General features: G+C 64.6%; 21 protein-coding genes. 17 read left to right on the forward strand and 4 right to left on the reverse strand.

The genetic code is table 11. The features are described 5' to 3' along the window. Window positions 1-10 precede the first annotated feature (10 nt). The 5 genes from ACFULT_RS14455 to ACFULT_RS14475 are packed head-to-tail and all read left to right on the forward strand — an operon-like array spanning window position 11 to window position 8,794. Window positions 11-1,531, forward strand: a complete 1,521-nt coding sequence (locus ACFULT_RS14455) for an APC family permease (protein WP_378481766.1) — start codon at window positions 11-13, stop codon at window positions 1,529-1,531. Next, complete coding sequence (locus tag ACFULT_RS14460) at window positions 1,528-3,081, forward strand: GMC family oxidoreductase (protein ID WP_378481767.1); 1,554 nt, start codon at window positions 1,528-1,530, stop codon at window positions 3,079-3,081. The genes ACFULT_RS14455 and ACFULT_RS14460 overlap by 4 nt, the downstream gene beginning before the upstream one ends. Next, window positions 3,065-4,948 carry a putative nucleotidyltransferase substrate binding domain-containing protein gene (locus tag ACFULT_RS14465; RefSeq protein ID WP_378481768.1) on the forward strand — a complete coding sequence of 628 codons (1,884 nt, stop codon included), beginning with the start codon at window positions 3,065-3,067 and terminating at the stop codon, window positions 4,946-4,948. The genes ACFULT_RS14460 and ACFULT_RS14465 overlap by 17 nt, the downstream gene beginning before the upstream one ends. A 23-nt stretch (window positions 4,949-4,971) precedes the next feature. Then, window positions 4,972-7,641, forward strand: a complete 2,670-nt coding sequence (locus tag ACFULT_RS14470) for a glucosidase (RefSeq protein WP_378481769.1) — start codon at window positions 4,972-4,974, stop codon at window positions 7,639-7,641. Window positions 7,642-7,690: 49 nt separating this feature from the next. Further along, the gene (locus ACFULT_RS14475) at window positions 7,691-8,794 is read left to right on the forward strand and encodes an alcohol dehydrogenase catalytic domain-containing protein (protein WP_378481770.1); all 1,104 of its coding nucleotides are present in this window, start codon (window positions 7,691-7,693) and stop codon (window positions 8,792-8,794) included. Here ACFULT_RS14475 and ACFULT_RS14480 read toward each other — a convergent pair. Beyond that, window positions 8,776-9,582 (reverse strand): ABC transporter ATP-binding protein, encoded by an 807-nt coding sequence (locus ACFULT_RS14480; protein ID WP_378481771.1) that lies wholly within the window; start codon window positions 9,580-9,582, stop codon window positions 8,776-8,778. The two genes, ACFULT_RS14475 and ACFULT_RS14480, sit on opposite strands and share 19 nt — an antisense overlap. Window positions 9,583-9,698: 116 nt before the next feature. Between ACFULT_RS14480 and ACFULT_RS14485 the strand changes: the two genes are divergently transcribed. The 7 genes from ACFULT_RS14485 (at window position 9,699) to zwf (ending at window position 16,619) form a co-directional block, all read left to right on the forward strand. Then, entirely contained in the window at window positions 9,699-11,033 is a 1,335-nt protein-coding gene (locus ACFULT_RS14485) for an OFA family MFS transporter (RefSeq protein ID WP_019664139.1), read from the forward strand. Between the two features lie 186 nt (window positions 11,034-11,219). Beyond that, on the forward strand, window positions 11,220-11,978 hold the full coding sequence (gene dapB / locus ACFULT_RS14490; protein WP_378481772.1) for a 4-hydroxy-tetrahydrodipicolinate reductase: 759 nt from the start codon (window positions 11,220-11,222) through the stop codon (window positions 11,976-11,978). 4 nt (window positions 11,979-11,982) lie between these two features. Then, window positions 11,983-12,447 (forward strand): hypothetical protein, encoded by a 465-nt coding sequence (locus ACFULT_RS14495; protein WP_378481773.1) that lies wholly within the window; start codon window positions 11,983-11,985, stop codon window positions 12,445-12,447. 16 nt (window positions 12,448-12,463) lie between these two features. After that, entirely contained in the window at window positions 12,464-12,913 is a 450-nt protein-coding gene (locus tag ACFULT_RS14500; RefSeq protein WP_037112838.1) for a flavodoxin family protein, read from the forward strand. A 27-nt stretch (window positions 12,914-12,940) separates the two neighbouring features. Further along, the gene (locus tag ACFULT_RS14505; protein ID WP_378481774.1) at window positions 12,941-13,852 is read left to right on the forward strand and encodes an alpha/beta hydrolase; all 912 of its coding nucleotides are present in this window, start codon (window positions 12,941-12,943) and stop codon (window positions 13,850-13,852) included. A gap of 34 nt (window positions 13,853-13,886) precedes the next feature. Then, complete coding sequence (locus ACFULT_RS14510) at window positions 13,887-15,107, forward strand: winged helix-turn-helix domain-containing protein (RefSeq protein ID WP_378481775.1); 1,221 nt, start codon at window positions 13,887-13,889, stop codon at window positions 15,105-15,107. Window positions 15,108-15,164: 57 nt separating this feature from the next. Continuing rightward, window positions 15,165-16,619 (forward strand): glucose-6-phosphate dehydrogenase, encoded by a 1,455-nt coding sequence (zwf, locus tag ACFULT_RS14515; protein ID WP_019664132.1) that lies wholly within the window; start codon window positions 15,165-15,167, stop codon window positions 16,617-16,619. Window position 16,620: 1 nt separating this feature from the next. Here the strand turns inward: zwf and ACFULT_RS14520 are convergent, their stop codons facing one another. Then, a complete protein-coding gene (locus tag ACFULT_RS14520; RefSeq protein ID WP_037142457.1) occupies window positions 16,621-17,082 on the reverse strand; it encodes a toxin-antitoxin system HicB family antitoxin in 462 nt (153 codons plus the stop codon). Between the two features lie 101 nt (window positions 17,083-17,183). Here ACFULT_RS14520 and thyX point away from each other — a divergent pair, with 101 nt between their 5' ends. The 3 genes from thyX to ACFULT_RS14535 all read left to right on the forward strand — a co-directional run bounded on the left by thyX (window position 17,184) and on the right by ACFULT_RS14535 (window position 20,752). Further along, window positions 17,184-17,936, forward strand: coding sequence for an FAD-dependent thymidylate synthase (thyX, locus tag ACFULT_RS14525; RefSeq protein WP_170945350.1), 753 nt, complete (start codon window positions 17,184-17,186; stop codon window positions 17,934-17,936). Between the two features lie 72 nt (window positions 17,937-18,008). Then, window positions 18,009-18,917: a 4-hydroxy-tetrahydrodipicolinate synthase gene (dapA, locus tag ACFULT_RS14530; RefSeq protein WP_037113334.1), complete on the forward strand. Its 909-nt coding sequence runs from the start codon at window positions 18,009-18,011 to the stop codon at window positions 18,915-18,917. Beyond that, a complete protein-coding gene (locus tag ACFULT_RS14535; protein WP_230595701.1) occupies window positions 18,914-20,752 on the forward strand; it encodes a ribonuclease J in 1,839 nt (612 codons plus the stop codon). Before dapA ends, ACFULT_RS14535 begins: the two co-directional genes overlap by 4 nt. 59 nt (window positions 20,753-20,811) lie before the next feature. On the opposite strand, the gene ACFULT_RS14540 is transcribed toward ACFULT_RS14535, so the two are convergent. Further along, complete coding sequence (locus ACFULT_RS14540) at window positions 20,812-21,591, reverse strand: sulfite exporter TauE/SafE family protein (protein WP_037113336.1); 780 nt, start codon at window positions 21,589-21,591, stop codon at window positions 20,812-20,814. Window positions 21,592-21,652: 61 nt separating this feature from the next. Here ACFULT_RS14540 and ACFULT_RS14545 point away from each other — a divergent pair, with 61 nt between their 5' ends. Together ACFULT_RS14545 and ACFULT_RS14550 are read left to right on the forward strand one after the other, a co-directional pair. Continuing rightward, the gene (locus ACFULT_RS14545) at window positions 21,653-22,276 is read left to right on the forward strand and encodes a TIGR03085 family metal-binding protein (protein ID WP_378481776.1); all 624 of its coding nucleotides are present in this window, start codon (window positions 21,653-21,655) and stop codon (window positions 22,274-22,276) included. A gap of 60 nt (window positions 22,277-22,336) precedes the next feature. Then, window positions 22,337-25,045 (forward strand): DNA translocase FtsK, encoded by a 2,709-nt coding sequence (locus tag ACFULT_RS14550; protein ID WP_378481777.1) that lies wholly within the window; start codon window positions 22,337-22,339, stop codon window positions 25,043-25,045. Between the two features lie 33 nt (window positions 25,046-25,078). On the opposite strand, the gene ACFULT_RS14555 is transcribed toward ACFULT_RS14550, so the two are convergent. Continuing rightward, a complete protein-coding gene (locus tag ACFULT_RS14555) occupies window positions 25,079-25,360 on the reverse strand; it encodes a YciI family protein (protein WP_019664124.1) in 282 nt (93 codons plus the stop codon). Between the last annotated feature and the right edge of the window lie 6 nt (window positions 25,361-25,366).

Below are 25,366 nucleotides of genomic sequence, written 5' to 3' on the forward strand. Positions count from 1 at the left end.
AGTACGGGCTATGACAGTCGATTCCGACAGCGGCATGGACGATTTCGGATACAAGGAATCGCTCGATCGAAGTCTGGGAAAGTTCGCCAGCTTCGCCGCAGGTGTGAGCTACATATCGATTCTGACCGGCACGTTTCAATTGTTCTACTTCGGGTTCGGTACTGCCGGACCCGCCTACCTGTGGTCGTGGCCTGCAGTGTTCGTCGGGCAACTCTGCGTTGCACTGTGTTTCATGGAGCTCGCCGCCAAGTACCCCGTCGCGGGATCGGTCTACAACTGGGCGAAGCTTCTGGGTAGGCGCGTCGTGGGGTGGTCCGCGGGTTGGTTGATGTTGACGGCGTCGATCGTCACATTGTCCGCCGTGGTGCTTGCGCTGCAGTTGAATCTCCCGCGGATCTGGAGTGGGTTCCAGATCATCGGCGACGGCAGTGGAGACAACGATTTCGCGACCAACGCAGTCCTGTTGGGTGCCATCATGATCGCGATTACCACAACGATCAATGCATTGGGTGTCAAGTTGATGGCGATGATCAACAGCGCCGGTGTGTTCATCGAACTGATCGCCGCAGTGCTGATCGCCGTCATCCTCGCGGCCAATATCACGCGAGGCCCCGAGGTCTTCTTCTCCACCAACGGGTACGGCGCAGGTGAGAGCGGCGGTTTCCTTGCCGCGTTCCTCGTCGCCTCTCTTGCGTCCGGCTATGTCATGTACGGATTCGACACGGCGTCGTCACTCGGCGAGGAGACTGTCGAGCCGAGGAGGACGGCACCGAAGGCAATCCTGCGCGCCATTCTCGCGTCGTTCGTCATCGGTGGCGCAATTTTGGTGTTCGCCGTGATGGCAGCCCCCGACCTGGACGATCCCTCGCTCGGCAGTCCCGACGGGAGTCTTCAGTCGATTGTCGAATCGGTGATGTGGGGTCCACTCGGAACGGTCTTCCTGATCTGCATTGTCATCGCTGTCATCGTCTGCTCGCTGGCCGTCCACACCGCAGCGATCCGCCTGACTTTCGCGATGGCGCGCGACAACGCGTTACCGTTCGGCGAGAGCCTGGCCAAGGTCAATCCGAAGACCCAGACTCCGGTCGTGCCTGCCGTGACGATCGGCGTGCTGGCCATCGCGATCCTGGTCGTCAACGTCGGTCAGCCGCAGATCTTCACGGTGCTGACGTCGATCGCGATCATCATGATCTACCTTGCGTATCTGATGGTGACCGGTCCGCTGCTCGTCAAGCGGTTCAAAGGGGAATGGCCACCGAAGGACCTGAAGCCCGGCGGTTACTTCACGATGGGCAGAGCCGGCCTGATCGTCAACCTGGTCGCCGTCGTCTGGGGAGCAGGCATGGCCTTGAATCTGGCGTGGCCGCGCGTCGCGGTGTACGGCAGTCCCTGGTACAACACGTGGGGTGCGTTCGTCTACATCGGTGTGATTCTGGTGCTGGGTCTGGCCTGGTACGGAACGACGGGTCGTCGCCACATCGGTACGTTGAAGTCACATGCATCCACCGGTGAGGAGAGGAGTCCGTCGTGACGGACGCGGCATTCGATTACGTCATCGCAGGAGGCGGTACCGCAGGCTGTGTTCTCGCTGCACGACTGAGTGAGGATCCGTCCGTGACCGTGTGCCTCGTCGAGGCTGGTCCGTCCGATGTGGGCGACGACAGCATTCTCGAACTGTCGCAGTGGATGCACTTGTTGGATTCCGGTTACGACTGGGACTATCCCGTCGAACCGCAGGAGCGGGGCAACAGTTTCATGCGCCATGCGCGGGCGAAAGTGCTCGGAGGGTGCTCGTCGCACAACTCCTGCATCGCATTTCACCCACCCGCGCAGACGCTGGACGACTGGGAAGCCGCGGGCGCAACGGGGTGGGGAGCGAAGGATGTGCTGCCGTTGGTGGCGCGAGTGGAGAACAACGACACCGGGCGCGGTCACGACGGGCCCGTGCGCATCCGCGACATTCCTCCCGTGGATCCCTGCGGGACAGCGGTTCTGGAGTCTGCAGCCGCGGTCGGTCTGCCCACCGTACAGTTCAACCGCGGTGACACCGTCATCGACGGTGCCGGGTGGTTTCAGATCAACGCAGGCGAGGACGGCACGCGCATGTCCACCTCACACGCGTACTTGCATCCGATTCTGGACTCACGCCCCAATCTCGAGGTTCGGACTCACAGCTGGATCAGCGAAATTCTGATCGACGACGCACTCACCGCAACCGGGATCCGCTGCCAGCGACCTGATCTGACGGGGTACGACACGATCACCGCGCGCCGCGAAGTCGTTGTCACGGCCGGCGCGATCGACACACCGAAATTGCTCATGTTGTCCGGCATCGGACCCGCGGATCATCTGCGCTCCATGGGAATCGATGTGCGAGTCGATTCACCCGGTGTCGGTGAGAATCTCGACGACCACGTCGAAGGGCTCGTCTTCTGGGAAGCGTCGCGGCCCATGGTGACGACGTCCTCGCAGTGGTGGGAAATCGGTATATTCGCTGCCACCGAACCGAACCTGAGCTACCCCGACGTCATGATGCACTACGGCAGCGTCCCGTTCGACATGAACACCCTGCGTTGGGGATACCCGACGACCGACAACGGATTCTGCCTGACGCCCAACGTAACTCAGGGCCGGTCGCGGGGCACGGTACGCCTGCGGAGCCGTGACTTCCGGGACCGCGCGAAAGTGGACCCCCGATACTTCACCGACTCGGAAGGACACGACGACGCAGTCATGCTCGCAGGCCTGAAACTGGCGAGGAAGATCGCCGCGCACGGGCCGCTGTCGTCCTGGATCGAACGTGAACTCGCTCCGGGGCCCGACGTAGTGACCGACGACGACCTGCTCGACTACGTTCACAAGACCCACAACACCGTCTATCACCCGGCGGGCACCGCACGCATGGGGTCCACCAGCGACGTCATGGCGGTGCTGGACCCTGAACTGAGGGTCAAGGGCGTACGCAACCTCCGCGTGGTGGATGCGTCGGCAATGCCCAAGTTGCCCTCGGTCAACCCGAACATCACCGTCATGACCATGGCAGAGAAATGCGCAGACCTGATCCGTGGACGACACAGCTGATTTCCTTGCCCGCTACCCTCCGTTCCGGACCGCGACGCCGGGAGAATTGGACGCGCTGAGCGCCGAGGCTCGTAGCGTCGAGTATGCAACCGGGGCAACGATTCTCGACGTCGACATGCGCGACGTCGATTCGGTGTGGGTGGTCCGACGCGGTCGAGTCGTCATTCTGCAGCCGGACGACACGGCTCTGACGGCTCTTCCCGTCGACACGGTCGACGTCGGCGGTGTGTTCGGGTTCTCTGCCATGCTGTCCGGATCGACGTTCGGTTTCGTTGCTCGTACGACCGAACCGAGCGTCGTCATCCAGCTGCCCGGGGCGCTCATGCGCCCGCTGTTCTCCGAACCTGCGGGCCTGGCGTTCCTTGCCGAGGCGGTGACCACGGCCAACGCGGCTGTGGCCGGTCCGACCGACCGAACCACACGCAGAACCGTCGGCGACCTGGTGTCCGGTCCAGCGATCGTGGTCGATGCGGCCACCACAGTTCGCGACGCAGTGCGGGACATGACCGAACGCGGGGCGTCGTGCGTACTGGTGCAGCTGGGCCGAGGCCGCTACGGGATCTTCACCGATCGCGATCTCCGCATTCGAGTCGTCGCCGCCGACATCGGCGTCGACACACCGATCGGCGCGGTGATGACCGCGCCTGCCGAGACCGTCACCGCCGACCGGCTGGCTGCCACTGTGTTGGTGGACATGCTGGATCGAGGGTTGCGGCACATGCCAGTGCTGTCGGGGCGAGGTGAGGTGGTCGGCGTCATCGAGGACTCCGAACTGCACGCGGCGTCGACCCGGCGGAGCTTCGTGCTGCGACGGTCGGTTGCGCTGGCCGCGACCACGAGCGAACTGATCGACGCTGCACAGAGGATTCCGGGGCTCGCGATCGATCTGTTCCGCGGTGGGACGGAACCGACCGCGGTGAGCGCAATCCTGTCGGTCGTCATGGACAGCGTCGTTCGACGAGCGCTCGAGCTCGAGCGGGGAGCCGATCCCGAAGTTCCGCGGTCCGACGTCGCATGGTTGACGCTCGGTAGCGTCGCACGTCGGGAAGCGATGCCGTCCTCGGACGTCGACAGCGCCCTGTCCTGGTCGGATCTACTGCCCGATCCGTCGGACGGCGGGCGAACCCGGGACACCGCTCTGATGGACCTCGCGGCCCGAGTACATCTGACCCTTGCCGCGTGCGGTCTACCGGCCGACTCGAACGGTGCAGTTGCGAGCTCGCCGAGATTTGCCAGATCAGCGACCCAGTGGCGATCCGCCGCCGGACATTGGCTGAGCAACCCTTTCGGCGACAGGGGCAACCCGTCGTCGGATTCGGGCCTGATCATGTCGTCTCTGCTCGTCGACGGTCGAGTCGTGTGGGGAAATCGCGAACTGCACACAGTTCCCGACGTGTACCGCACGATGGCCACGGATCATCCCGACGCGCTTCGACTTCAACTGCGCGACGCACTGGCCGGGCGTGCCCGCCTCCGATCGCTGCGCGACGTGCTGGCACGACGAGGCGGCACGTTCGATCTCAAGGCTCACGCGATCACCCCGATCGTCAATCTTGCTCGGTGGGGCGGCTTGTCCGTCGGATTGGCCTCCGCGTCCACTCCGGCACGACTGGCAGCGGCGTCGGGCAACGGGTTTCTGGCCGACCGCGACGTCGAGATTCTGACCGAGGTGTTCTCTCTGTTGCAGCGCCTGCGGCTCGGACATCAGATCGAACAGCTCGAAGCGGGTCTTCCGCCGGGGGACGTGCTCGTCATGGGAGATCTCTCCGCGATCGAGCGCAGTGTGCTCGGAGACGGTGTCCGCGAGATCGCAGCCGTTCAGCGACGTGTGGGATATCTCGCGAGCAACGTCGGCGTGCGTCCGTGACTCCGAGATAGCAGACTGGGCGCGTGACCGACGACGCTGACACACCTTCGACCGCCGAACATTCACGCCTTGCCGAATCGCCCGGTGTGTCGGGCCCGTGGCGCCAGTGGGGTCCCTACCTGGCGGGACGACAGTGGGGGACAGTGCGTGAGGATTACTCGGCCGACGGTGATGCGTGGCAGTCGTTCCCCTTCGACCAGTCGCACGCCCGTGCGTACCGCTGGGGAGAGGACGGATTGGGCGGAATCAGCGACCGCTTCGGCTTTCTCAACTTCGCCTTCGCGTTGTGGAACCGCAAGGACCCGATTCTCAAGGAGCGGCTGTTCGGGCTGACCAACGGCGAGGGGAACCACGGCGAGGACGCCAAAGAGTACTGGTGGGTCGTCGACGGCACCCCGACCCACAGTTGGATGCAGTGGCTCTACCGTTACCCGCACGCCGAATACCCGTACCGAAAGTTGCGTGAGGCCAATGCAGCGCGCGGACGAGACGAACGCGAATACGAACTGTCCGATACCGGAATCCTGGACGACAACCGCTTTTTCGACGTGCAGGTGACGTACGCCAAGGCATCGCCGGACGACATGTGCATCGTCATCTCCATCACCAATCACGGACCCGAGGCGGCGTCGGTCGACTTGCTTCCTCATCTGTGGTTACGCAATACCTGGGCATGGGGCCGTGACGACAGGGCCGGAATGCTCAGGGCCGTCGAAGCGCCGGAACTGCAGGTCGGTGGTGTGAGTGCCGTCGAGGCCGAGCACGGATTCCTCGGCAAGTACTATCTGAGCGCCGAGGGCCACCCCGAAGTCCTGTTCTGCGACAACGAAACCAACGCGGCCGAACTGTGGGGTCAGGAGAACCGCTCCGCGTTCAGCAAGGACGGAATCGGCCGACGCGTCGTCGGTGGTGATGTGGAGGCAGTCAACCCCGAGAAGTTCGGCACGAAGTCGGCGTTCTGGTTCTCGTTCGACGATATCGCACCAGGTTCGATGGTGGAGGTCAAGCTCCGACTCTCGACGAGAATTCCCGACGAGCAGACATTCGGACGCGGATTCGACGCCGTCGTGGCGGACCGACGTGCCGAAGCGGACGAGTTCTACTCCAGTGTCATCGGACCCGAACTCGACGAGCAGGATCGGCATGTCGCGCGGCGCGCCTACGCGGGCCTGCTGTGGACCAAGCAGCTCTACCGATACGACGTCGAACAATGGCTCGAAGGCGACCGGGTGGGCGAGCCCGCGCCGGAATCGCGTCAGGGTCCCGGCGGTCGCAACACCCATTGGCGTCACCTTGCTCTCGCCGACGTCATCTCGATGCCCGACGAGTGGGAGTATCCGTGGTTCGCCGCGTGGGATCTTGCCTTCCACACGATTCCGCTCGCGCACGTCGACCCGGATTTCGCGAAGGAACAACTCGTGCTCATGTGCCGCGAGTGGTCCATGCACCCCAACGGCCAACTGCCCGCCTACGAATGGGAATTCGGCGACGTCAACCCGCCGGTACATGCATGGGCAGCGTGGCACGTCTATCGGATCGACGGCTACCGGGACCGTGAGTTCCTGGTTCGCGTGTTCACCAAGTTGCTGCTGAACTTCGCCTGGTGGGTCAACCGCAAGGACTCCGAGGGATCGAACATCTTCGAGGGCGGGTTTCTCGGGATGGACAACATCGGGTTGTTCAACAGATCCGCACCCCTTCCGCCGGGGTTCCGGCTCGAGCAATCCGATGCCACCAGTTGGATGGCGTTCTACTGCCAGCAGATGTTCAAGATCGCGTTGGAGCTCGCGCGGCACGACAGTGCCTGGGACGACGTGGCGACCAAGTTCTTCGCGCATTTCCTGTCGATCGCCAAAGCCGTGAAATCGTTCGGATCGCAGCATATTTCGCTGTGGCACGAGGAAGACGGATTCTTCTACGACGTGCTCGTTCCACCCGAGGGTGACGCCGTTCCGCTGCGCGTGAGGTCGATGGTGGGCCTGCTACCGATCCTGGGGGCGACGGAGATTCCGTCGTGGGTGGAGGACGAATGCCCGGACCTGACGGCGCGGCTCCGGTGGGTGCAGCGACGCAGGCCGGAGATGATCAGTCCCCTGCTCGCACGCAAGGACGGAAACGAAGTACGGGTGCTGCTCTCTCTCGTCGAACCGGAGCGTCTCAAGCGTGTGCTGGCCAGGATGTTCGATTCCGAGGAATTCCTGTCGCAGTTCGGCATACGTTCACTGTCTGCGTCCTACCGCGACGGTGTCACGTACGAGATCGACGGCCGGAGCCTGTCGATCGAATACGAGCCGGGGGAGTCCCGCACCGGGATGTTCGGCGGGAACTCGAACTGGCGCGGGCCCATCTGGTTCCCGGTCAACGTCCTGCTGGCAGACAAGTTGCGGGCGTACGGACGGCACTACGGCGACTCGTTCACCATCGAGATTCCCACCGGGTCGGGGAACCACTGCACCCTGACCGACGCCGCGGATCTCATCGACAACGGTCTGGCTGATCTGTTCCGGCCCGTCGACGGGAAACGACCCGCCGACGGGGATCGCATCGAGTCCAGTGACAACCCTCTGTGGAGTGTGCATCCGACGTTCAACGAGTACTTCGACGGCGACACCGGGGAAGGGCTGGGAGCGTCCCACCAAACCGGCTGGACCGGATTGGTCGCGCATCTGCTGCGGCCCCGCCTTCCGCTGTGAGTACTTGTGTAGGGCAGGGTGCGCATTTTCGCTCACCTAGAGTGAGGGGATGAAGATCCGCGGCGCAGTTCTCGAGGAAATCGGACGACCACGGCCATTCGCCGAGTCGAGGCCCATCTCCATCTCCGAGCTCGATCTGGCTCCACCGGGTCCGGGGGAAGTGCTCGTGCGGATCGAAGCAGCCGGGCTGTGCCACTCGGACCTGTCCGTCGTCGACGGCAACCGAGTCCGACCGGTACCGATGCTACTCGGCCACGAGGCCGCGGGCCGCGTCGAATCGGTCGGGGACGGTGTCGACGATCTGCCGGTCGGCACCCGAGTGGTCATGACGTTCCTGCCGCGGTGCGGAGAATGCGCAGGATGTCTGACGGACGGCCAGATGCCCTGCATTCCGGGCAGTGCCGCCAACAATGCCGGCACCCTGTTGGGCGGTGGAGCCAGGTTGGACCGAGCCGGTTCGGAGGTGAAACACCACCTCGGCGTCTCCGGTTTCGCTACCCACGCCGTCGTCAGTCGTAAATCTGTCGTCGCCGTCGACGACGACATCCCGGCCGATGTCGCGGCTGTGCTCGGGTGCGCGGTACTCACCGGTGGAGGAGCAGTGCTCAACGCCGGCCGGCCGCGGGAGGGACAATCGGTGATGGTGATCGGCCTCGGCGGCGTCGGAATGGCTTCGATCCTCACCGCTGTGTCGGTGGGGGCAGGCGAGGTGATCGGCGTCGACGGTGTGCCGGACAAATTGGATGTCGCCCGTGAACTCGGTGCAACACAGACGTTCTCGCCCGCAGAGCGAGAAGAACGCGGCGTCAAGGCGGACATCGTGATCGAGGCGGCCGGCAACGCGCGTGCGTTCGAGGCCGCGGTAGCGGCGACGGCACCTGGCGGTACGACGGTCACCGTCGGACTACCCGCGCCCGACGCCCGGTCGTCGATTTCACCACTGGGTCTCGTCGCCGAGGCACGCACGATCATCGGCAGCTACCTGGGCTCGGCGGTGCCGTCGCGGGACATCCCGCTCTACGCCCAGATGTGGCGCGAGGGACGGCTTCCGGTGGAGAAACTCATCAGCTCGCGGATCGGCTTGGCCGACATCAACCGCGGAATGGACGAGTTGGCCGACGGCAAAGCCATCCGTCAGGTGATCACGTTCTGAACTGCGGTTGCCACCCACCGGCCGCCTCGACGGTCGATCTCGATGGGGTGATCGAAGGATGCGCTGATGTTGGCCGTGGTGATCACCTCGTCGACGGCCCCGCTCGCCGTGATTCGACCGTCCCGGATGAGAACGGCGTGCGTCGTCGACGTCGGGATCTCCTCCAGGTGGTGAGTCACCAGAATGCTTGCGAGCGAGGGATGTTGGCGTCGCAAGCTGTCGACCGCGGTCAGAAGCTGTTCGCGTGCAGCGAGGTCGAGTCCGGTGGCGGGCTCGTCGAGCAGCAACAGTGCGGGGTCGGACAGTAGTGCGCGTGCAATGAGTGCGCGTCCTCGCTCGCCTTGAGACAGTGTGTACCACGGTGACGAGGATCGGTTCTCGACGCCGAGGGATTCGATCAGGCGCTGTGCGCGGGACCTCTCGTCGTCCGACGGCGACCATCGGGGAATCAGATCCGGAGTGTTCGTCAGCCCGGTGAGCACTGCCTCTACCAGCGTCAGCGACGGTTCGATGTTCAGACGCGGGTCGACGTGACCTATGTGCGTGCGAAGTTCGCGCATGTCCACCCGACCCAGTCGATGCCCGAGGACGTGCACGGTGCCGTTCGTGGGATGAACGAACGCCCCGAGAAGGCTCAACAACGTGCTTTTACCTGCGCCGTTCGCGCCGAGCAGTACCCAGTGCTCACCCTCGGCGATGCTGACGGACGCATCGCGCAGCAGGAAACGACCATTTCTGACCAGGTCGACGTGATCCGCTCGGAGAACGGCACCGGTTTCGTCACTCACCAGCTGGACGCTAGCGCCGTCGGTCGGACCCGGTGTGATCGGCCCCCCGGGTCTGATGTTTGACTCACCCAAGTCAGTGGAAAGTTGTACTAGTTGCCACCGAACAAGGGATCTCGATGACTCTCGCGATACTCGAACGATCACGTATCGTTGCCACCCCGGAATGGAGCCGATGGCTCATCCCACCCGCAGCACTGTCGATCCATCTGGCGATCGGATCCGCATACGCGTGGAGCGTCTTCAAGAACGCCATCTCCGCGCCCACCGCCATGGATCTCAGCGGAACGGTCACGGCCATACCGTTTCAGCTCGCCATCGTCATGCTCGGTCTGTCCGCAGCCGTTTTCGGAACGAGGGTGGAGAAGAACGGGCCTCGGTGGGCGATGACCGTGTCCCTGATCTTCTTCGTGAGTGGACTGTTGCTGTCCGCCTTGGGAATGAGCCTCGACCAGTTCTGGCTCGTGATCTTCGGGTATGGGTTCGTCGGCGGCATCGGACTCGGCATCGGGTACATCTCACCGGTCTCGACGCTGATCAAATGGTTCCCGGACCGGCCAGGGATGGCGACGGGTATCGCGATCATGGGCTTCGGCGGCGGCGCTCTGATCGCATCACCGTTGACCACCCAGTTGCTTTCGGGCTTCGGTGGTTTCACCGATGCGTCGATCGCACAGACGTTCCTGGTACTGGCCGTCGGCTACGCCGTGTTCATGGCGCTGGGCGTCGTTTTGATTCGTGTGCCGGCCGACGACTGGAAACCCGCAGGCTGGAACCCCTCGGCGTCGTCTCCGTTGGTCGCGACACACAACGTGTCGGCGGCCAACGCGGTCAAAACGCCTCAGTTCTGGCTGCTGTGGATCGTGCTGTGTTTCAACGTGACCGCTGGAATCGGCATTCTGGAACGCGCGTCGGGGATTTACCAGGACTTCTTTCCCGACGCCACCTCCCCGGAGTCACTTGCGGCTGCTGCAGCCGGTTTCGTGGCCTTCCTGTCGCTGACCAACATGATCGGACGGTTCGTGTGGTCGTCCGTGTCCGACCTGGTCGGCCGCAAGAACATCTACCGCCTCTATCTCGGCGTCGGTGCGCTGCTGTATCTCTACATCGCACTGTTCACCAACTCCAACAAGGTTCTGTTTCTCGTCTCGGCGCTGCTCATTCTGTCCTTCTACGGCGCGGGATTCGCGACGATGCCCGCGTATCTGAAGGACATGTTCGGCACCTACCAGGTCGGCGCGATCCACGGTCGATTGCTGACGGCATGGTCGGTCGCCGGTGTCCTCGGTCCGCTGATCGTCAACGCCATCGCCGACGCCGGAGAGGACGGTCAGGTCGGCCGCTACCTACCGGCGTTCTACGTGATGATCGCCCTGCTCGCCATCGGATTCGTCGCGAACGAACTGATCAAGCCCGTGAATTCGAAGTACCACGAACCGGAGGTCGACGCATGAACCCGACACGTCAGCGCACCGTCATGATCGTGGCCTGGCTGTGGGTGACCGTGCCGTTCGTCTACGGGCTCTACGAGCTGATCCTCAAAGCCAAGAATCTCTTCGGCAGCTGAGTGCTCTGCGTTCGCGGGTCGTCAGTAGGCTTCACTCGACGAATTGTGTCGATGAGAAGAGAGTGGAGCAGACGTGAGTTCAGAAGCACCTATCCGGGTCGGCGTACTGGGTGCCCGCGGCAAGGTGGGCCAGGCGATCTGTGCCGCCGTCGAGGCTGCGGCGGACCTCGAACTGGTCGCAACCGTCGACGCCGGTGACCCGCTCTCGCTGTTCGTCGACTCGTCCACCCAGGTTGTCGTCGACTTCACTCATCCCGACGTCGTCATGCCCAATCTGCAGTTTCTCGTGGAGAACGGAATTCACGCCGTCGTCGGAACCACCGGGTTCGACGAGGAACGGCTCGCGTCGGTGACGGAGTGGCTGGGGTCCTCGCCTCGGACCGGTGTGCTGATCGCGCCCAACTTCGCCATCGGTGCAGTCCTCACCATGCGCTTCGCGGAGCAGGCTGCACGCTTCTTCGATTCGGTCGAGGTCATCGAGCTGCATCACCCGAACAAAGCCGACGCCCCCTCGGGGACCGCCTACCGCACTGCCGAACTCATCGCGAAAGCACGCGCGAAGGCAGGCATCCCGAAGAGCCCCGATGCCACGACGGTGGAGTTCGACGGTGCCCGCGGCGCCGAGGTGGACGGAGTTCGCGTTCACTCGATCAGGCTGGCAGGTCTGGTCGCGCATCAGGAAGTTCTGCTCGGCACGCTCGGGGAGACACTGACGATCCGTCACGATTCGCTCGATCGCACGTCGTTCGCACCAGGCGTCCTGCTGGGGGTCCGCGAGATCGCCGGACGGCCGGGGCTGACCGTCGGACTCGATTCCTTCCTCGATCTGTAAGACCATGAACAAAGCGACGAAAGTCCTGCTGACCATCGGTGTGATGGTGCTGATCCTCGGGTTCTACTTCTACCTTCTCGGAACCCGCGGAATCTCCCTCGTCCAGACGGGCGGACCGGTCAACATCGGGCTCGGCATCGGAGTGCTCATCCTCCCGATCATCGGCGTCTGGATCGTCGGGGCCACCCTCAAAGCGGGATTCGACCATCAGCACCTGGCGCAACGTGTCGACGACGAGGGTCTCGAACTGGACGTGACGGACCTGCCGCGCATGCCCTCGGGCAGGATCTCCCGGGAGGCAGCGGACGAGCTGTTCCAGACGATCAAGGCCGAATGGGAAAAGGACCCGGACAACTGGCGTAATTCCTACCGACTGGCGAGGGCGTACGACTACGCGGGGGACCGAGGTCGGGCACGCGAGACCATGAAGCGAGCCGTCGCGCTCGAGCGCCAGGAATCCTCGTCATGACGGCGACCCCGAACTGATGGCAACTCTCCTCGTCGTGCACCACACGCCGTCGCCGCCGACGCGGGAGCTGCTCGAGGCCGTCCTCGCCGGTGCAGCCGACCCCGCCATCGAGAATGTCACCACCCGGGTCGTCCCCGCGTTGGCAGCAACAGTGCCGGATGTTCTCGCAGCCGACGGATTCCTGTTCGGAACACCGGCGAATCTGGGATACATGTCGGGGGCGCTCAAACACTTCTTCGACACCACCTACTACCCGTGCCTGGGCGCAGTTGCCGGTCGGCCCTACGGGTTGTGGGTCCACGGCAACAACGACACAGTCGGTGCCACTTCCGCCGTCGAGAAGATCGCGACCGGATGGAGTCTGGACGGGGTCACCCAATCGCTCCAGCTCACCTCGGTGGACAGAACTGCACGAGAGAAGTGTTACGAACTCGGCGCAACGCTGGCCGCGACTCTGATGAACTGACTTGGTCTTTCGCCTAGTCTGGCACGCGTGACCGGTGACCGATATGCGAGGTTCCTGCCCGAGAAGTATCGGCCGAACGAACAGCCGGTCTCGACGAGATGGCAGTGGCGCGACGCCGATGTTCACATCGTCCGTGCCGGCGACGCGCACGCGCCGCTGAAGGTACTCGCCGTCCACGGCGCGGGCGGACATTCCGGTGCGTTGTGGCCGTTCGCGGCGCTGGCGGCAACCCGGGGCGCGGAAGTGTTGTTTCCCGACTTGCCGTTGTACGGCCGCACCGCAGTCCCGGATCCGGGAAGCATCACGTACGAGGACTGGATCGACATGATGTGCGATCTCGTCCTGGCGGAACGACGACGAGATCCGAGGCCGCTGGTGCTGTTCGGCGCCAGCATGGGCGGAATGCTGGCCTACGAGGTCGCCGCGCGTACCGGCGAGGTCGCCGATGTTGTCGCGACGTGTCTGCTCGATCCGTCCGACCCACAGGCGCGTTCGGCGGCAGCGCGGTTCGGTTTCCTCGGCGGACCGTCACCGGCGCTGCTGAAGCTCGGCGCTCGGCTGTCCCGCCGTACGAGGCTACCGATCCGATGGTTGATCGACATCGACAACATGAGCGCCGATCCGGAGTTGTCGGCGCTGTGCGCATCCGATCCGTTGGGTGGGGGAGTGTCGGTACCCCTCGGCTTTCTGAGCAGCTTCTTCTCGTTCGAGCACACTCCGCCGCAGACGTACCGCGGTCCCCGGGTGACACTGGTCCATCCCGCCGAGGATCGGTGGACTCCGCCGGAGATCAGCGTTCGATTTCTCGAGCGCATCGCCGCCGACACGACTCTGGTGTACCTCGAAGGGTGCGGGCACTTTCCGATCGAGGAACCAGGCCTGTCGCAGCTCGTGTCGACGATGGAGGACCTCGCCCGGACACACGGCTGGCAGAGCTGACCGATCTGTCGGACCTTCGTGGCAGGGTGGGGCCATGCGCGAGATGAGTGCCGCGATGGCGAAGCGTACGGCCCTGGCGGCTCAAGGTCTGGCGTCCCCCCATCGTGTGACGGAGCGGGGCGCGTCGTCGAGGGCGGTGCACAAGGTCATCGAACGAAATCGGTTACTGCAGATCGATTCGGTGTCCGTGCTCGTTCGTGCCCACTACGCGCCACTGTTCAGTCGGGTCGGAAAGTACGACCGATCGGTGCTCGACGCCGCAGCGTGGACCGACACCGCGCGCACGCCGCGCAGGCTCGTCGAGTACTGGGCGCACGAGGCCGCCCTGGTGCCGGTCGAGGACTGGCCACTGTTTCGCTGGCGCACCGAGCTGTACGCGCACGGGCGTTGGGGTGGTGCATACACCGTTCTGGAGCGTAATCCGTCTCTGTCGCAGGACATCCTGGATGTCTTGCGAGATGCGGGTCCGTCGAGCGCCGGGGACATCGAGCGAGTCCTCGACTCTCCGCGTCCCGGTCGAAAAGGCCCGTGGTGGGACCGCAGTGACGTGAAGGTGGTCGTCGAGCAACTGTTCGCTGCGGGTGTTGTGTCGGTCGCCACCCGCAGCGGATTCGTCCGGCGATATGACCTGGTCGAGCGTGTCGTACCCGAACATGTTGCAGCGCAGGTGGTGTCGGAACCCGATGCGGTACGGCAGTTGGTCGCACAGTCGGCGTCGGCGCTCGGGATCGGAACGGAGCCCGATCTCCGTGACTACTATCGCTTGTCGCAGAAGCAGACGAAGGCCGCCATTGTCGATCTCGTCGAGGACGGCACACTGGAACCTGTCGCGGTCCGGGGTTGGGGAGCGACGGCATACCTTCACACCGGTGTTAAAACCCCTAGAGCGGCAACAGGATCGGCGCTTCTGTGCCCGTTCGACCCGATGATCTTCTTTCGTCCCCGCGTCGAGCGGATCTTCGATTTCCACTACCGCATCGAGATCTACACACCCCAGCACAAGCGAGTGCACGGGTATTACGTGTTCCCGTTCCTGATGGACGGGGACCTCGTGGCCAGAGTCGACCTGAAGGGCGACCGTGCGGCGTCGCAACTGCAGGTCCTCGGAGCGTTCGTCGAAGGGGACCGCGATCCCGGACCCATCGCCGATCGCCTCGTTCCGCACTTGCGGGAGATGGCCGAATGGCTCGAACTCGAGTCGGTGGTGGTCGGTGAACGCGGGGACCTCGTGGGTGCACTCTCTCGCGCGCTCTGAGACGAGGATCAGTGCTTCGGCCTGCGAGACGGGCGTATCGGTGCCACTATCTCCACTGTGACGACGTCGGCCACCGCGCCCAAGAGCGAACTCCCTCCGCAGGTCGTGGTGCTCTTCGGTGCCACCGGTGATCTGTCCAAACGCAAGTTGCTGTCCGGAATGATGCACCTGGCGCTGTCCGATCTCGCCCCGCGCATCCGCGTCGTCGGGACCTCGCTCGAGGAGATGTCCAGCGACGAGTTCCGGCAGATGGCGCTCGAAGCGATCGACGAGTTCTCCAGCCGGAAAGTGTCGGACGAGCAGTGGCGGCAATTCGCCGGAAAGCTCAGTTACGTATCCCAGAAGGCGGGGCCGGCGGCGCTCGCCGAAGCTGTTGCCCGCGCCGAGATGGAACTCGGACCGGGGACTCGGAAGCTGCACTACCTGTCCGTGCCACCGAAGGCCGCGCTGGCCGTCGTCGAGATGCTCGGCGCAGCAGGATTGGTCAAGGGGTCTCGCATCATCATGGAGAAACCCTTCGGTACCGACCTGGCCAGTGCCATCGAACTGAACGCCACCGTGCACGAGACCTTCGACGAGGACCAGATCTTCCGGATCGATCACTTCCTGGGAAAGGAACCGGCGCAGAACATTCTGGCGTTCAGATTCGCGAACGGCTTGTTCGAACCTATCTGGAATCGCAACTTCATCGACCACATCCAGATCGACATCCCGGAGAAGCTGGCGCTCGACGGACGCGCGAACTTCTACGAGTCGACGGGCGCCTTCAAGGACATGGTGGTCACGCACCTGTTCCAAGTCCTCGCATTCATGGCGATGGAACCTCCGACGGCGCTCGAACCACGCGCGATCGGTGAAGAGAAGAACAAGGTGTTCCGGTCGATGAAGCTGCTCGATCCCCGCAAGGTAGTTCGCGGACAGTACGCGGGGTATCTGACCGAACCCGGAGTGTCGCCGGATTCCGACACCGACACGTTCGTAGCGCTGCAGTGCGAGATCGACAACTGGCGTTGGGCCGGAGTGCCGTTCTACCTACGGACGGGCAAACGCATGGCGGAAGGCCAGCGCATCATCTCGATCGCGTTCCGCGAGCCACCGAAGAGTATGTTCCCTGCCGGTTCCGGCGTCGGCGCCCACGGTCCCGACCACCTCACGTTCGACCTGGCCGACGCCTCGAAAGTGTCCCTGTCGTTCTACGGCAAACGCCCGGGCCCCGGCATGCGTCTGGACAAGCTGAGCATGCAGTTCGCGATCGGCGAGACCGAACGCGTCGGCGACGTTCTCGAAGCGTACGAGCGGCTGATACTCGACGCCATGCACGGCGATCACACGCTGTTCACCACGGCCGAAGGTATCGAACGACTGTGGGAGGTCTCCGCGCCGCTGCTTGCGGATCCGCCCCCGGTTCGTCAGTACACACCGGGGTCGTGGGGGCCCAATGCAATCCACCAGTTGATCGCACCCAACGCCTGGCGGCTGCCCTTCGAACGAGCGTGGCGCGAACGACCGTGAATCAGAAGGGGCGGTCCTTGCGCATCTGATCGCGCAGCGCTCCCTGTACTGCCTGAGAAAGCCACGAGTTGAGCGACACGCCGTTCATCGATGCGGCCTCTTCTGCGCGTTCCTTCACCTGCTCGACCACTCTCAGCGTCACCCGGCGCATCTCGCCGGTGACATCGTCCATCGTCGGATAGTCCTCGGCGGCGGCCCGATCGTCCGGTGTGCCGGAGTCGGGTGCCGCGGTGACATCGGCTACGGCCTCCGTACCGGCGATGCGCACATGCACCGACGGACCGTTCAGCTGTGCGGTGACCTCGTCGGCGAAGTCGGACAGTGCCTGCAGCAACATGAGCCTGGCCGACGCCTGCGCCGCGGATCCGAGCGCTTCGGCGGTCTTCCTGGTGTGTTCGTCGCCGAGCGCTGCCGCGGCAAGTAGATCGGCTCGGAGGGACGAGGTGTACGTGTCGAGTTCCATGACGCCAGTGTGGCGTCAGAAATGGCGTCATGCAAGGCGTCAGTATGGCGCATCGATAGTGTTCGGGTGTATCGGTGCAGCTCGAGCAAAGGAAAACCGACGTGTCGAAGACGGTGTCACTGAAGGTGCAATTGGTCGCGAAGACCGATTTCGTGCCACCGGAGGACATTCCGTGGGAAACGGACGCCGACGGGGGTCAAGCGCTCGCCGAGTTCGCAGGCCGGGCGTGCTACCAGAGCTGGTCCAAGCCCAATCCTCGGACTGCGACCAACGCGTCCTACCTCCGGCATCTGCTCGATGTCGGCCACCTCTCCGTCCTCGAGCACGCGTCGGTGAGCTTCTACATCACCGGTATCTCGCGCTCGTGTACCCACGAGCTGATCCGTCACAGGCACTTCTCCTACTCCCAGCTGTCGCAGAGATTCGTACCCGAGCGTGAGGCCAAGGTGATCGTGCCTCCGGCCATCGACGGTGATCCCGAGTTGGAAGCGCTTTTCCTGGAGGCAACGGAACAGAGCCGGGCAGCATACGTCGAACTTCTCGGCGTACTCGAGCAGAAGTTGGACGGAGTGACCGGCGCTGCTCTACGTGGCAAGCAGGCTCGGCAGGCCGCACGTTCGGTACTTCCCAACGCCACCGAGACCAAGGTCGTCGTCACCGGCAACTATCGAGCCTGGCGGCACTTCGTGGCGATGCGCGCATCCGAGCACGCCGACGTCGAGATTCGGCGTGTCGCCGTGGAATGCCTGAGGCAACTGACCACCGTCGCACCGGACGTGTTCGGTGACTACGAGATCGCGATGCTGCCCGACGGCTCGGAAGTGGCGCACAGTCCGTTCGTCACCGAGGTGTGACGTCACGCCACGGAAGTGAACTCCCGTCCCACCGACAGGTGGGGCTCCGCGTACCGGGTAGCCTTTCTGACCATGACATACGGTGATGCCGCTCCTCGAGTACTGCCGGCGTTCGGCACGGTGCTCACCGCAATGGTGACGCCGTTCACGGCGGACGGAAAGCTCGATGTCGACGCCGGAGTCCGGTTGGCACACCACCTGGTGGAGCAAGGCCACGACGGCCTGGTTCTGGCCGGCACGACCGGAGAGTCGCCGACCACCACGGAGAACGAGAAGCTCGAACTGATGCGGGCCGTCATCGCCGCGGTGGGTCATCGTGCACGGATCATCGCCGGTGCCGGAAGCAACGACACGGCGCACAGCGTCCAACTGGCTCGCGACGCCGCGCGCGCAGGTGCGCACGGCCTGCTCGTCGTGACGCCGTACTACTCGCGCCCGCCTCAGGCCGGGCTCTACGCTCATTTCACCGCGGTCGCCGACGCGACCGACCTGCCCGTCATGCTGTACGACATTCCGCCCCGGTCCGTCGTGCCCATCGAGACAGACACGTTGCGCCGCCTGTCCGAGCACCCACGAATCATCGCGGTGAAGGACGCCAAGGGCGACCTGAACGCGGGCGCGGAGCTCATCGCGACCACCGGCTTGCAGTTCTACTCGGGCGACGACCCGCTCAACCTGCCGTGGCTGTCCGTCGGTGCCACCGGATTCGTCAGCGTCATCGGACATCTCGTTCCCGCACGCCTGCGCGAACTGCACTCCGCGTTCATGGTCGGCGACGTCGCCCGCGCCCGCGCCATCAACGCAAGCCTCATCCCCGTCATCCGATCGGTAGCGCGCCTCGGCGGCGTCACCGCATCCAAGGCCGGGCTACGCCTCATCGGACTCGACGTCGGTGATCCCAGACTTCCCCAGGTGCCACCGAGCATCGACCAAATCGAATTGCTCGCAGCAGATCTGCGGGCAGCAGGAGTCCTTGTATGAGTAGACCAGCACGTTCACGAGGCCGCGCAACCCGAAGCGCGGGCCCCCCTGCGGAACGGCCGGCGCAGCCTGCCAAGTCCGCGGCAAAACCAGTGGTGCAGAATTCCGCGCGCACACAGCGCCCGGACACCCGCCGTGAGGTCGATCCGACCGACCGCCTCGGGACGCCACCGAAGGCCCCGTTCAAAGGCCTCCGCATCGTCGCCCTCGGCGGAATCGGCGAGATCGGTCGCAACATGACCGTGTTCGAGCATCAGGGCAAACTCCTGATCATCGACTGCGGCGTCTTGTTCCCCGAGGACCAACAGCCAGGCGTCGACCTGATCCTGCCCGACTTCCGGCACATCGAGAACCGAATGGCCGACGTCGAGGCCGTCGTGCTCACCCACGGCCACGAAGACCACATCGGCGCGGTCCCGTTCCTGCTCCGGTTGCGGCCCGACCTGCCCGTCATCGGCTCCAAGTTCACGTTGGCCCTGGTCGCAGCCAAGTGCCGCGAGCACCGTCTGCGCCCGAACCTCGTCGAGGTCATCGAAGGCCAGAAGACCAAGCACGGGCCCTTCGAATGCGAGTACTTCGCCGTCAACCACTCGATTCCCGATGCGCTCGCCATCGCGATCCGCACCGACGCTGGTCTCGCGCTGCACACCGGCGACATCAAGCTCGACCAGCTGCCGCTCGACGGACGGCTCACCGACCTCGCAGGCTTCTCCAGGCTGGGCGACGAGGGCGTCGACCTGTTCCTCGTGGACTCCACGAACGCCGAAGTGCCCGGATTCGTCACGCCCGAGCGTGAGATCGGTGGCGTGCTCGACACCGTCATCGGCAAGGCCAAGCAGCGAGTCATCGTCGCGTCGTTCGCCAGCCACGTGCACCGCATCCAGCAGGTCATCGACGTCGCCGAGCGATACAACCGTCGCGTCGCCTTCGTCGGTCGATCGATGGTCCGGAACATGCAGATCGCCCAGGACCTCGGCTACCTCCGGGTGCCCGACGGCCTGGAGGTGAACATCGACACCGCGGCGACGCTCCCCGACGATCGCCTGGTGTTGATCTCCACCGGTTCGCAGGGCGAGCCATTGTCGGCACTGTCGCGCATGGCCCGTGGGGAGCACCGTCAGATCAACGTCAAGGCCAACGATCTCGTCGTTCTCGCGTCGTCGCTGATTCCCGGAAACGAGAACTCCGTCTTCGCGGTCGTCAACGGCCTCGCCAAGCGCGGCGCTACCGTCGTGACCCAGCAGAACGCCAAGGTCCACGTCTCGGGCCACGCATCCGCGGGTGAGCTGCTCTACCTCTACAACGCAGTGCGCCCCACCAACGCGATGCCCGTACACGGCGAATGGCGACACCTGCGCGCCAACGCTGCACTCGCGAAAGCGACCGGTGTTGCCGAGGACCGTGTCGTTCTGGCCGAGGACGGCGTCGTCGTCGATATGGTCGACGGTCTGGCCCGCATCGTCGGTCAGGTGCCCGTCGGTCACGTCTACGTCGACGGCCTCTCCGTCGGGGACGTCGGCGATTCGACCCTGTCCGACCGCCTCGTGCTCGGTGAGGGTGGATTCATCGCCATCACCGTGGCCGTCGATTCGACGACCGGCCGTGCCATCACGACTCCCGAGGTGTCCGGTCGCGGCTTCTCCGACGACCCGGCTGCGCTCAAGGAAGCGGCCCAGCTCGTCGAAGCGGAACTGCAGCGACTGGCGTCCGACGGCGTCACCGACACCCACCGCATCGCGCAAGCAGTTCGCCGCGTGGTCGGTCGGTGGGTCGCCGACAAGTACCGTCGCAAGCCGATGATCGTCCCGACCGTCATGGCGGTCGGCCAGAAGTAGCGTCGTACGACACTTCGTACGATCTACTCCGGCGCTTGCTGGCTTGACGCGTCCACGCGTCAGGCCAGCAACCGCCACAGGCCGATGAGGCCGATCACGACGATGGTGATCCGCAACGCCCACGGCGACAACTTCCGGCCGTAGCGTGCGCCGACGGATCCGCCCACGAGAGATCCAGCTGCAATCAATCCGGCCGCGGCCCAACTGATGTCGTCGAACGCCACGATGGTGTATGTGACCGCGGCGACGACGTTCACGATGAGCGACAGCAAGTTCTTGGCGGCATTCATGCGCTGCATGGAGTCCGGTAGAAGGACGCCCATGACGCCGATCAGCAGAATGCCCTGCGCTGCAGTGAAGTAGCCGCCGTAGATTCCCACCACGAACGTCCCGATGGTCAGCAGCGTCAACTTCGTTCGGCTGACGTGGTCCACCGCGACTCCCGCCGCCTCGGAACGCCGTCTGGCCCACCCCTGGATGCTCGGCTGAGCCACCACCAGAACGAGTGCGCCGATCAGCAGGACCGGAACGACCGCGCTGAACACCGACGGGGGCAGGTGAAGCAGCAGCCACGCACCGCCGAGCGCACCGAGGAACGACGCAGGCATCTGCCATCGCAGCCGCGACCACTGGCCCGAGAGCTCGCGACGATAGCCCCAGGTACCCGATACGCTCCCCGCCACCAGCCCGATTGCGTTCGACATCGTCGCCACGACGGGCGGGTAACCGAAAGCGACCAGAGTCGGAAACGTGATCAGCGTTCCCGATCCCACCACGGCGTTGATCGCACCTGCGCCGAATCCGGCAACGAGAATGACGAGAATTTCGGAGATCGGCACCGACCCGAGATTACGGTCCATGTCGTCCGCACAGCGCAGCGGGCACGTACGGTGGATCGATGTGACCCTTGCACAGCACGAACGCGCAGAACTGGTATTGAGTTTGACGGCAGCGGGGGAGTCCGCACCGACACTGTGCGGCGACTGGACGACGCGGGACCTCGCGGCCCATCTCGTTGTCCGCGAACGCCGGTTGGATGCGGCGCCGGGGATACTCCTCCCACTGTTCGACTCCTACACGCAGAAGGTGCAGAACGAGGTGGCGCGTCGGCCGTTCTCCGAACTCGTGGCGGAGGTCGCAGCCGGGCCGCCGGTGTGGTCGCCCTTCAAGGTCCTGGACCCCCTGGTCAACGTCGGTGAGATGTTCGTTCACCACGAGGATGTTCGACGCGCCCAGTCCGGATGGTCTCCCAGGCTGCTGTCCGCCGATCTCCAGAATCGACTGTGGAGGCTCGCGACGGTCGTGGGACGCCTCGCGTATCGGCGGTCACCGGTAGGTGTCGTTCTCGAGACCCTCGATGGACGCTCGGTCACGGTGAAAAGAGCCGGGGGAGAACAGGTCGTGCTGGCAGGTCGGCCATCGGAGCTGCTGCTTCACGCGTTCGGGCGCAGTGAGGTCCACCTCGACAGGACCGGGAACGCGGCGTCGATCGAGGCTGTCGACGACCTGGATCGCAGTTTCTGACGGGCTGTTACTCGTGTTGCGGATGGTTTCGAAGGGGCCGTTGCGACTAACCTAGGGGCCATGGCAGGAAAGACCAGCACACGGAGTTCGAACGCCGGCAGCGCCGGAGGTTCGTCGACATCGCGTGCTTCGGGGGGATCACGCAAGCCGTCCGGAGGGCGAACCGCACGTACGGTGACCACGCCGAAGAAGCCGACAGCGCCCCGCAAGGCAGCGCCGAGAAACGCAGCCCCACGGAATGCGGCGCCGCGCGGATCAGGATCGAGGCGGCCGCCCAAGAAGAAGTCGGGTGGAGTGATGTCCGCCGTCGGACGCGGTATGTCGTCCGGGTGGTCGATGGCTGCCCGCGGAGTAGGGGCCACCACCCGCACTGTCAGCAAGGCAAAGGACATCGAGCACGGTCATCGCCGTGACGGACTTGCCCTCGGCTTGATCGCCGTCAGCGTCGTCGTTGCCGCCGCGGTCTGGTTCTCGGCTGGCGGTCCGGTGGGCGAGTGGATCGAGATAGCGGTCCGAGCGATCGTCGGGGACGCCGGGTACATCGTGCCCGTTCTCGGAGTCGCCGTGGCCGTTCTGCTCATGCGAACCGAACCGAATCCGGACATCCGCCCGCGACTGGTCCTGGGCTCGATCCTGCTGATTCTCCCCATCCTCGGTCTCTGGCACATGGCGGCGGGGTCGCCGACGGACGCCGAAGGTCGCGCGTCGGGGGCAGGATTCGTCGGGTACGTCGCAGGTGGACCGATCGCCGACGGTCTGACCGTGTGGCTGGCCGTGCCATTGTTGCTGTTGGCCGGTCTGTTCGGCGTGCTGCTTCTGACCGGGACAACGGTGCGGGACGTTCCGGATCGCCTCCGATCGCTGTTCGGGACCGACAGCCGCGGTGACGAGTACGGCGACTACGACCCGGCCGACTACGGTTCGGAGTTCGGTGACAACGACTACGGCGACGTTCGATACGGGGACTACGACGCGGCGGCCTTCGACGCTGACGGTTACCCCGTGGACAATGCTGCCGGGCATCTCGGTGGGGATCCGTACGGCAACTACCCGACCGAGGAGTACATCCCGGTCAAGAAATCCCGAGCCCGCAAGCCCGGCGCGGAGCAACTGCCGACCGAGGTGATCGAACCGGTCGCGTCGGAACCCGAACTTCCACTCGAGCCACCGACGGCGCCGACGCCACCGCGACCCAGGCCCAAGCCCGTCGTGAAGGCGGCCGAGCCGAAACCGGCCGCGGACGAGGACAAGATCGTCGTCGACCGCGTCGTCGACGGGGATTACACGTTGCCGTCGCTGTCGTTGCTCATCGACGGCGATCCGCCGAAGACTCGCAGCCAGGCGAACGACGCGATGATCGAGGCCATCTCCGAGGTTCTCGAACAGTTCAAGATCGACGCAGCGGTCACCGGATTCACGCGCGGCCCGACGGTGACGCGCTACGAGGTCGAGCTGGGACCGGGTGTCAAGGTCGAGAAGATCACGGCCCTTCACCGCAACATCGCGTACGCGGTCGCGACGGACAACGTCCGACTGCTCGCCCCGATCCCCGGCAAGTCAGCCGTCGGTATCGAGGTGCCCAACTCCGATCGCGAGATGGTACGACTCGCCGACGTACTCACCGCTCCGTCGACCCGCAAGGACCACCATCCTCTGGTGATCGGCCTCGGCAAGGACATCGAAGGCGATTTCGTCAGCGCGAACCTGGCGAAGATGCCGCACCTGTTGGTCGCCGGTTCGACGGGGTCCGGTAAGTCGAGCTTCGTCAACTCGATGCTCGTGTCGTTGCTGGCGCGAGCCACGCCCGACGAGGTTCGGATGATTCTGATCGACCCGAAGATGGTCGAGCTGACGCCGTACGAGGGCATTCCGCATCTGATCACCCCGATCATCACGCAGCCCAAGAAGGCCGCAGCCGCCTTGGCCTGGTTGGTCGAGGAGATGGAACAGCGCTACCAGGACATGCAGGTCAACAAGGTGCGCCACGTCGACGACTTCAACAAGAAGGTACGTTCCGGCGAGATCACCGCACCCCTGGGAAGCGAGCGGGTGTACCGCCCGTACCCGTACATCCTTGCGATCGTCGACGAGCTGGCCGACCTGATGATGACGGCGCCCCGCGATGTGGAGGACGCGATCGTCCGCATCACCCAGAAGGCGCGTGCTGCCGGTATCCACCTGGTGCTCGCCACGCAGCGGCCGTCGGTGGACGTCGTGACCGGTCTGATCAAGACCAACGTGCCGTCACGCCTGGCTTTCGCGACGTCGTCGTTGACCGACTCGCGGGTCATCCTCGATCAGGCGGGTGCGGAGAAGCTCATCGGCATGGGCGACGCGTTGTTCCTCCCCATGGGTGCCGGCAAGCCGACCCGTCTGCAGGGTGCGTTCATCACCGACGAGGAGATCTCGGCCGTCGTCGACTTCGCCAAGAACCAGGCGGAGCCGGAGTACAACGAGACGGTCACCGCCGCCAAGGCGTCGGACAAGAAGGACGTCGACCCGGATATCGGCGACGATATGGACGTGCTGCTGCAAGCGGTAGAGCTCGTCGTCACCAGTCAGTTCGGGTCGACGTCGATGCTGCAGCGCAAACTCCGCGTCGGATTCGCCAAGGCGGGACGGCTGATGGACCTCATGGAGAACCGTGGCGTCGTCGGGCCGAGCGAAGGCTCCAAGGCCCGCGAGGTGTTGATCAAGCCCGACGAGCTCGACGGCTTGCTGTGGTCGATCAGGGGCGGCGACCCGGACGACGCGCCGGCAGAGGACTGACGGCGCGTCACCGAGCGGGGTCCTGACGCGGTGTCAGGACAGGGCGCCCATGACCGGCTTCCACTCGACGATCGTGGACGTCTCGACGAGATTCTCCACGGCGAACGGATCCTGCTCGAACAGCGTGGCCACCGACGCGGTGTCGGTTCCCTCGACGATGATCAGCGCGCCGCTACCGTCGACGTACGGACCGGACGACACCAGCACGTTCTGCTCGAGCAGATCGGCGAGCCAGGCGCGATGCGTCGCGCGGTGGGTGTCGCGGCCGTCGGTGGTGCTGGGCGAATAGGTGTAGTGGACGGCGAACAGTGCCATGTGAGA

The sequence above is a fragment of the Rhodococcus sp. NPDC057297 genome (assembly GCF_042667435.1).
Lineage (GTDB): Bacteria > Actinomycetota > Actinomycetes > Mycobacteriales > Mycobacteriaceae > Rhodococcoides.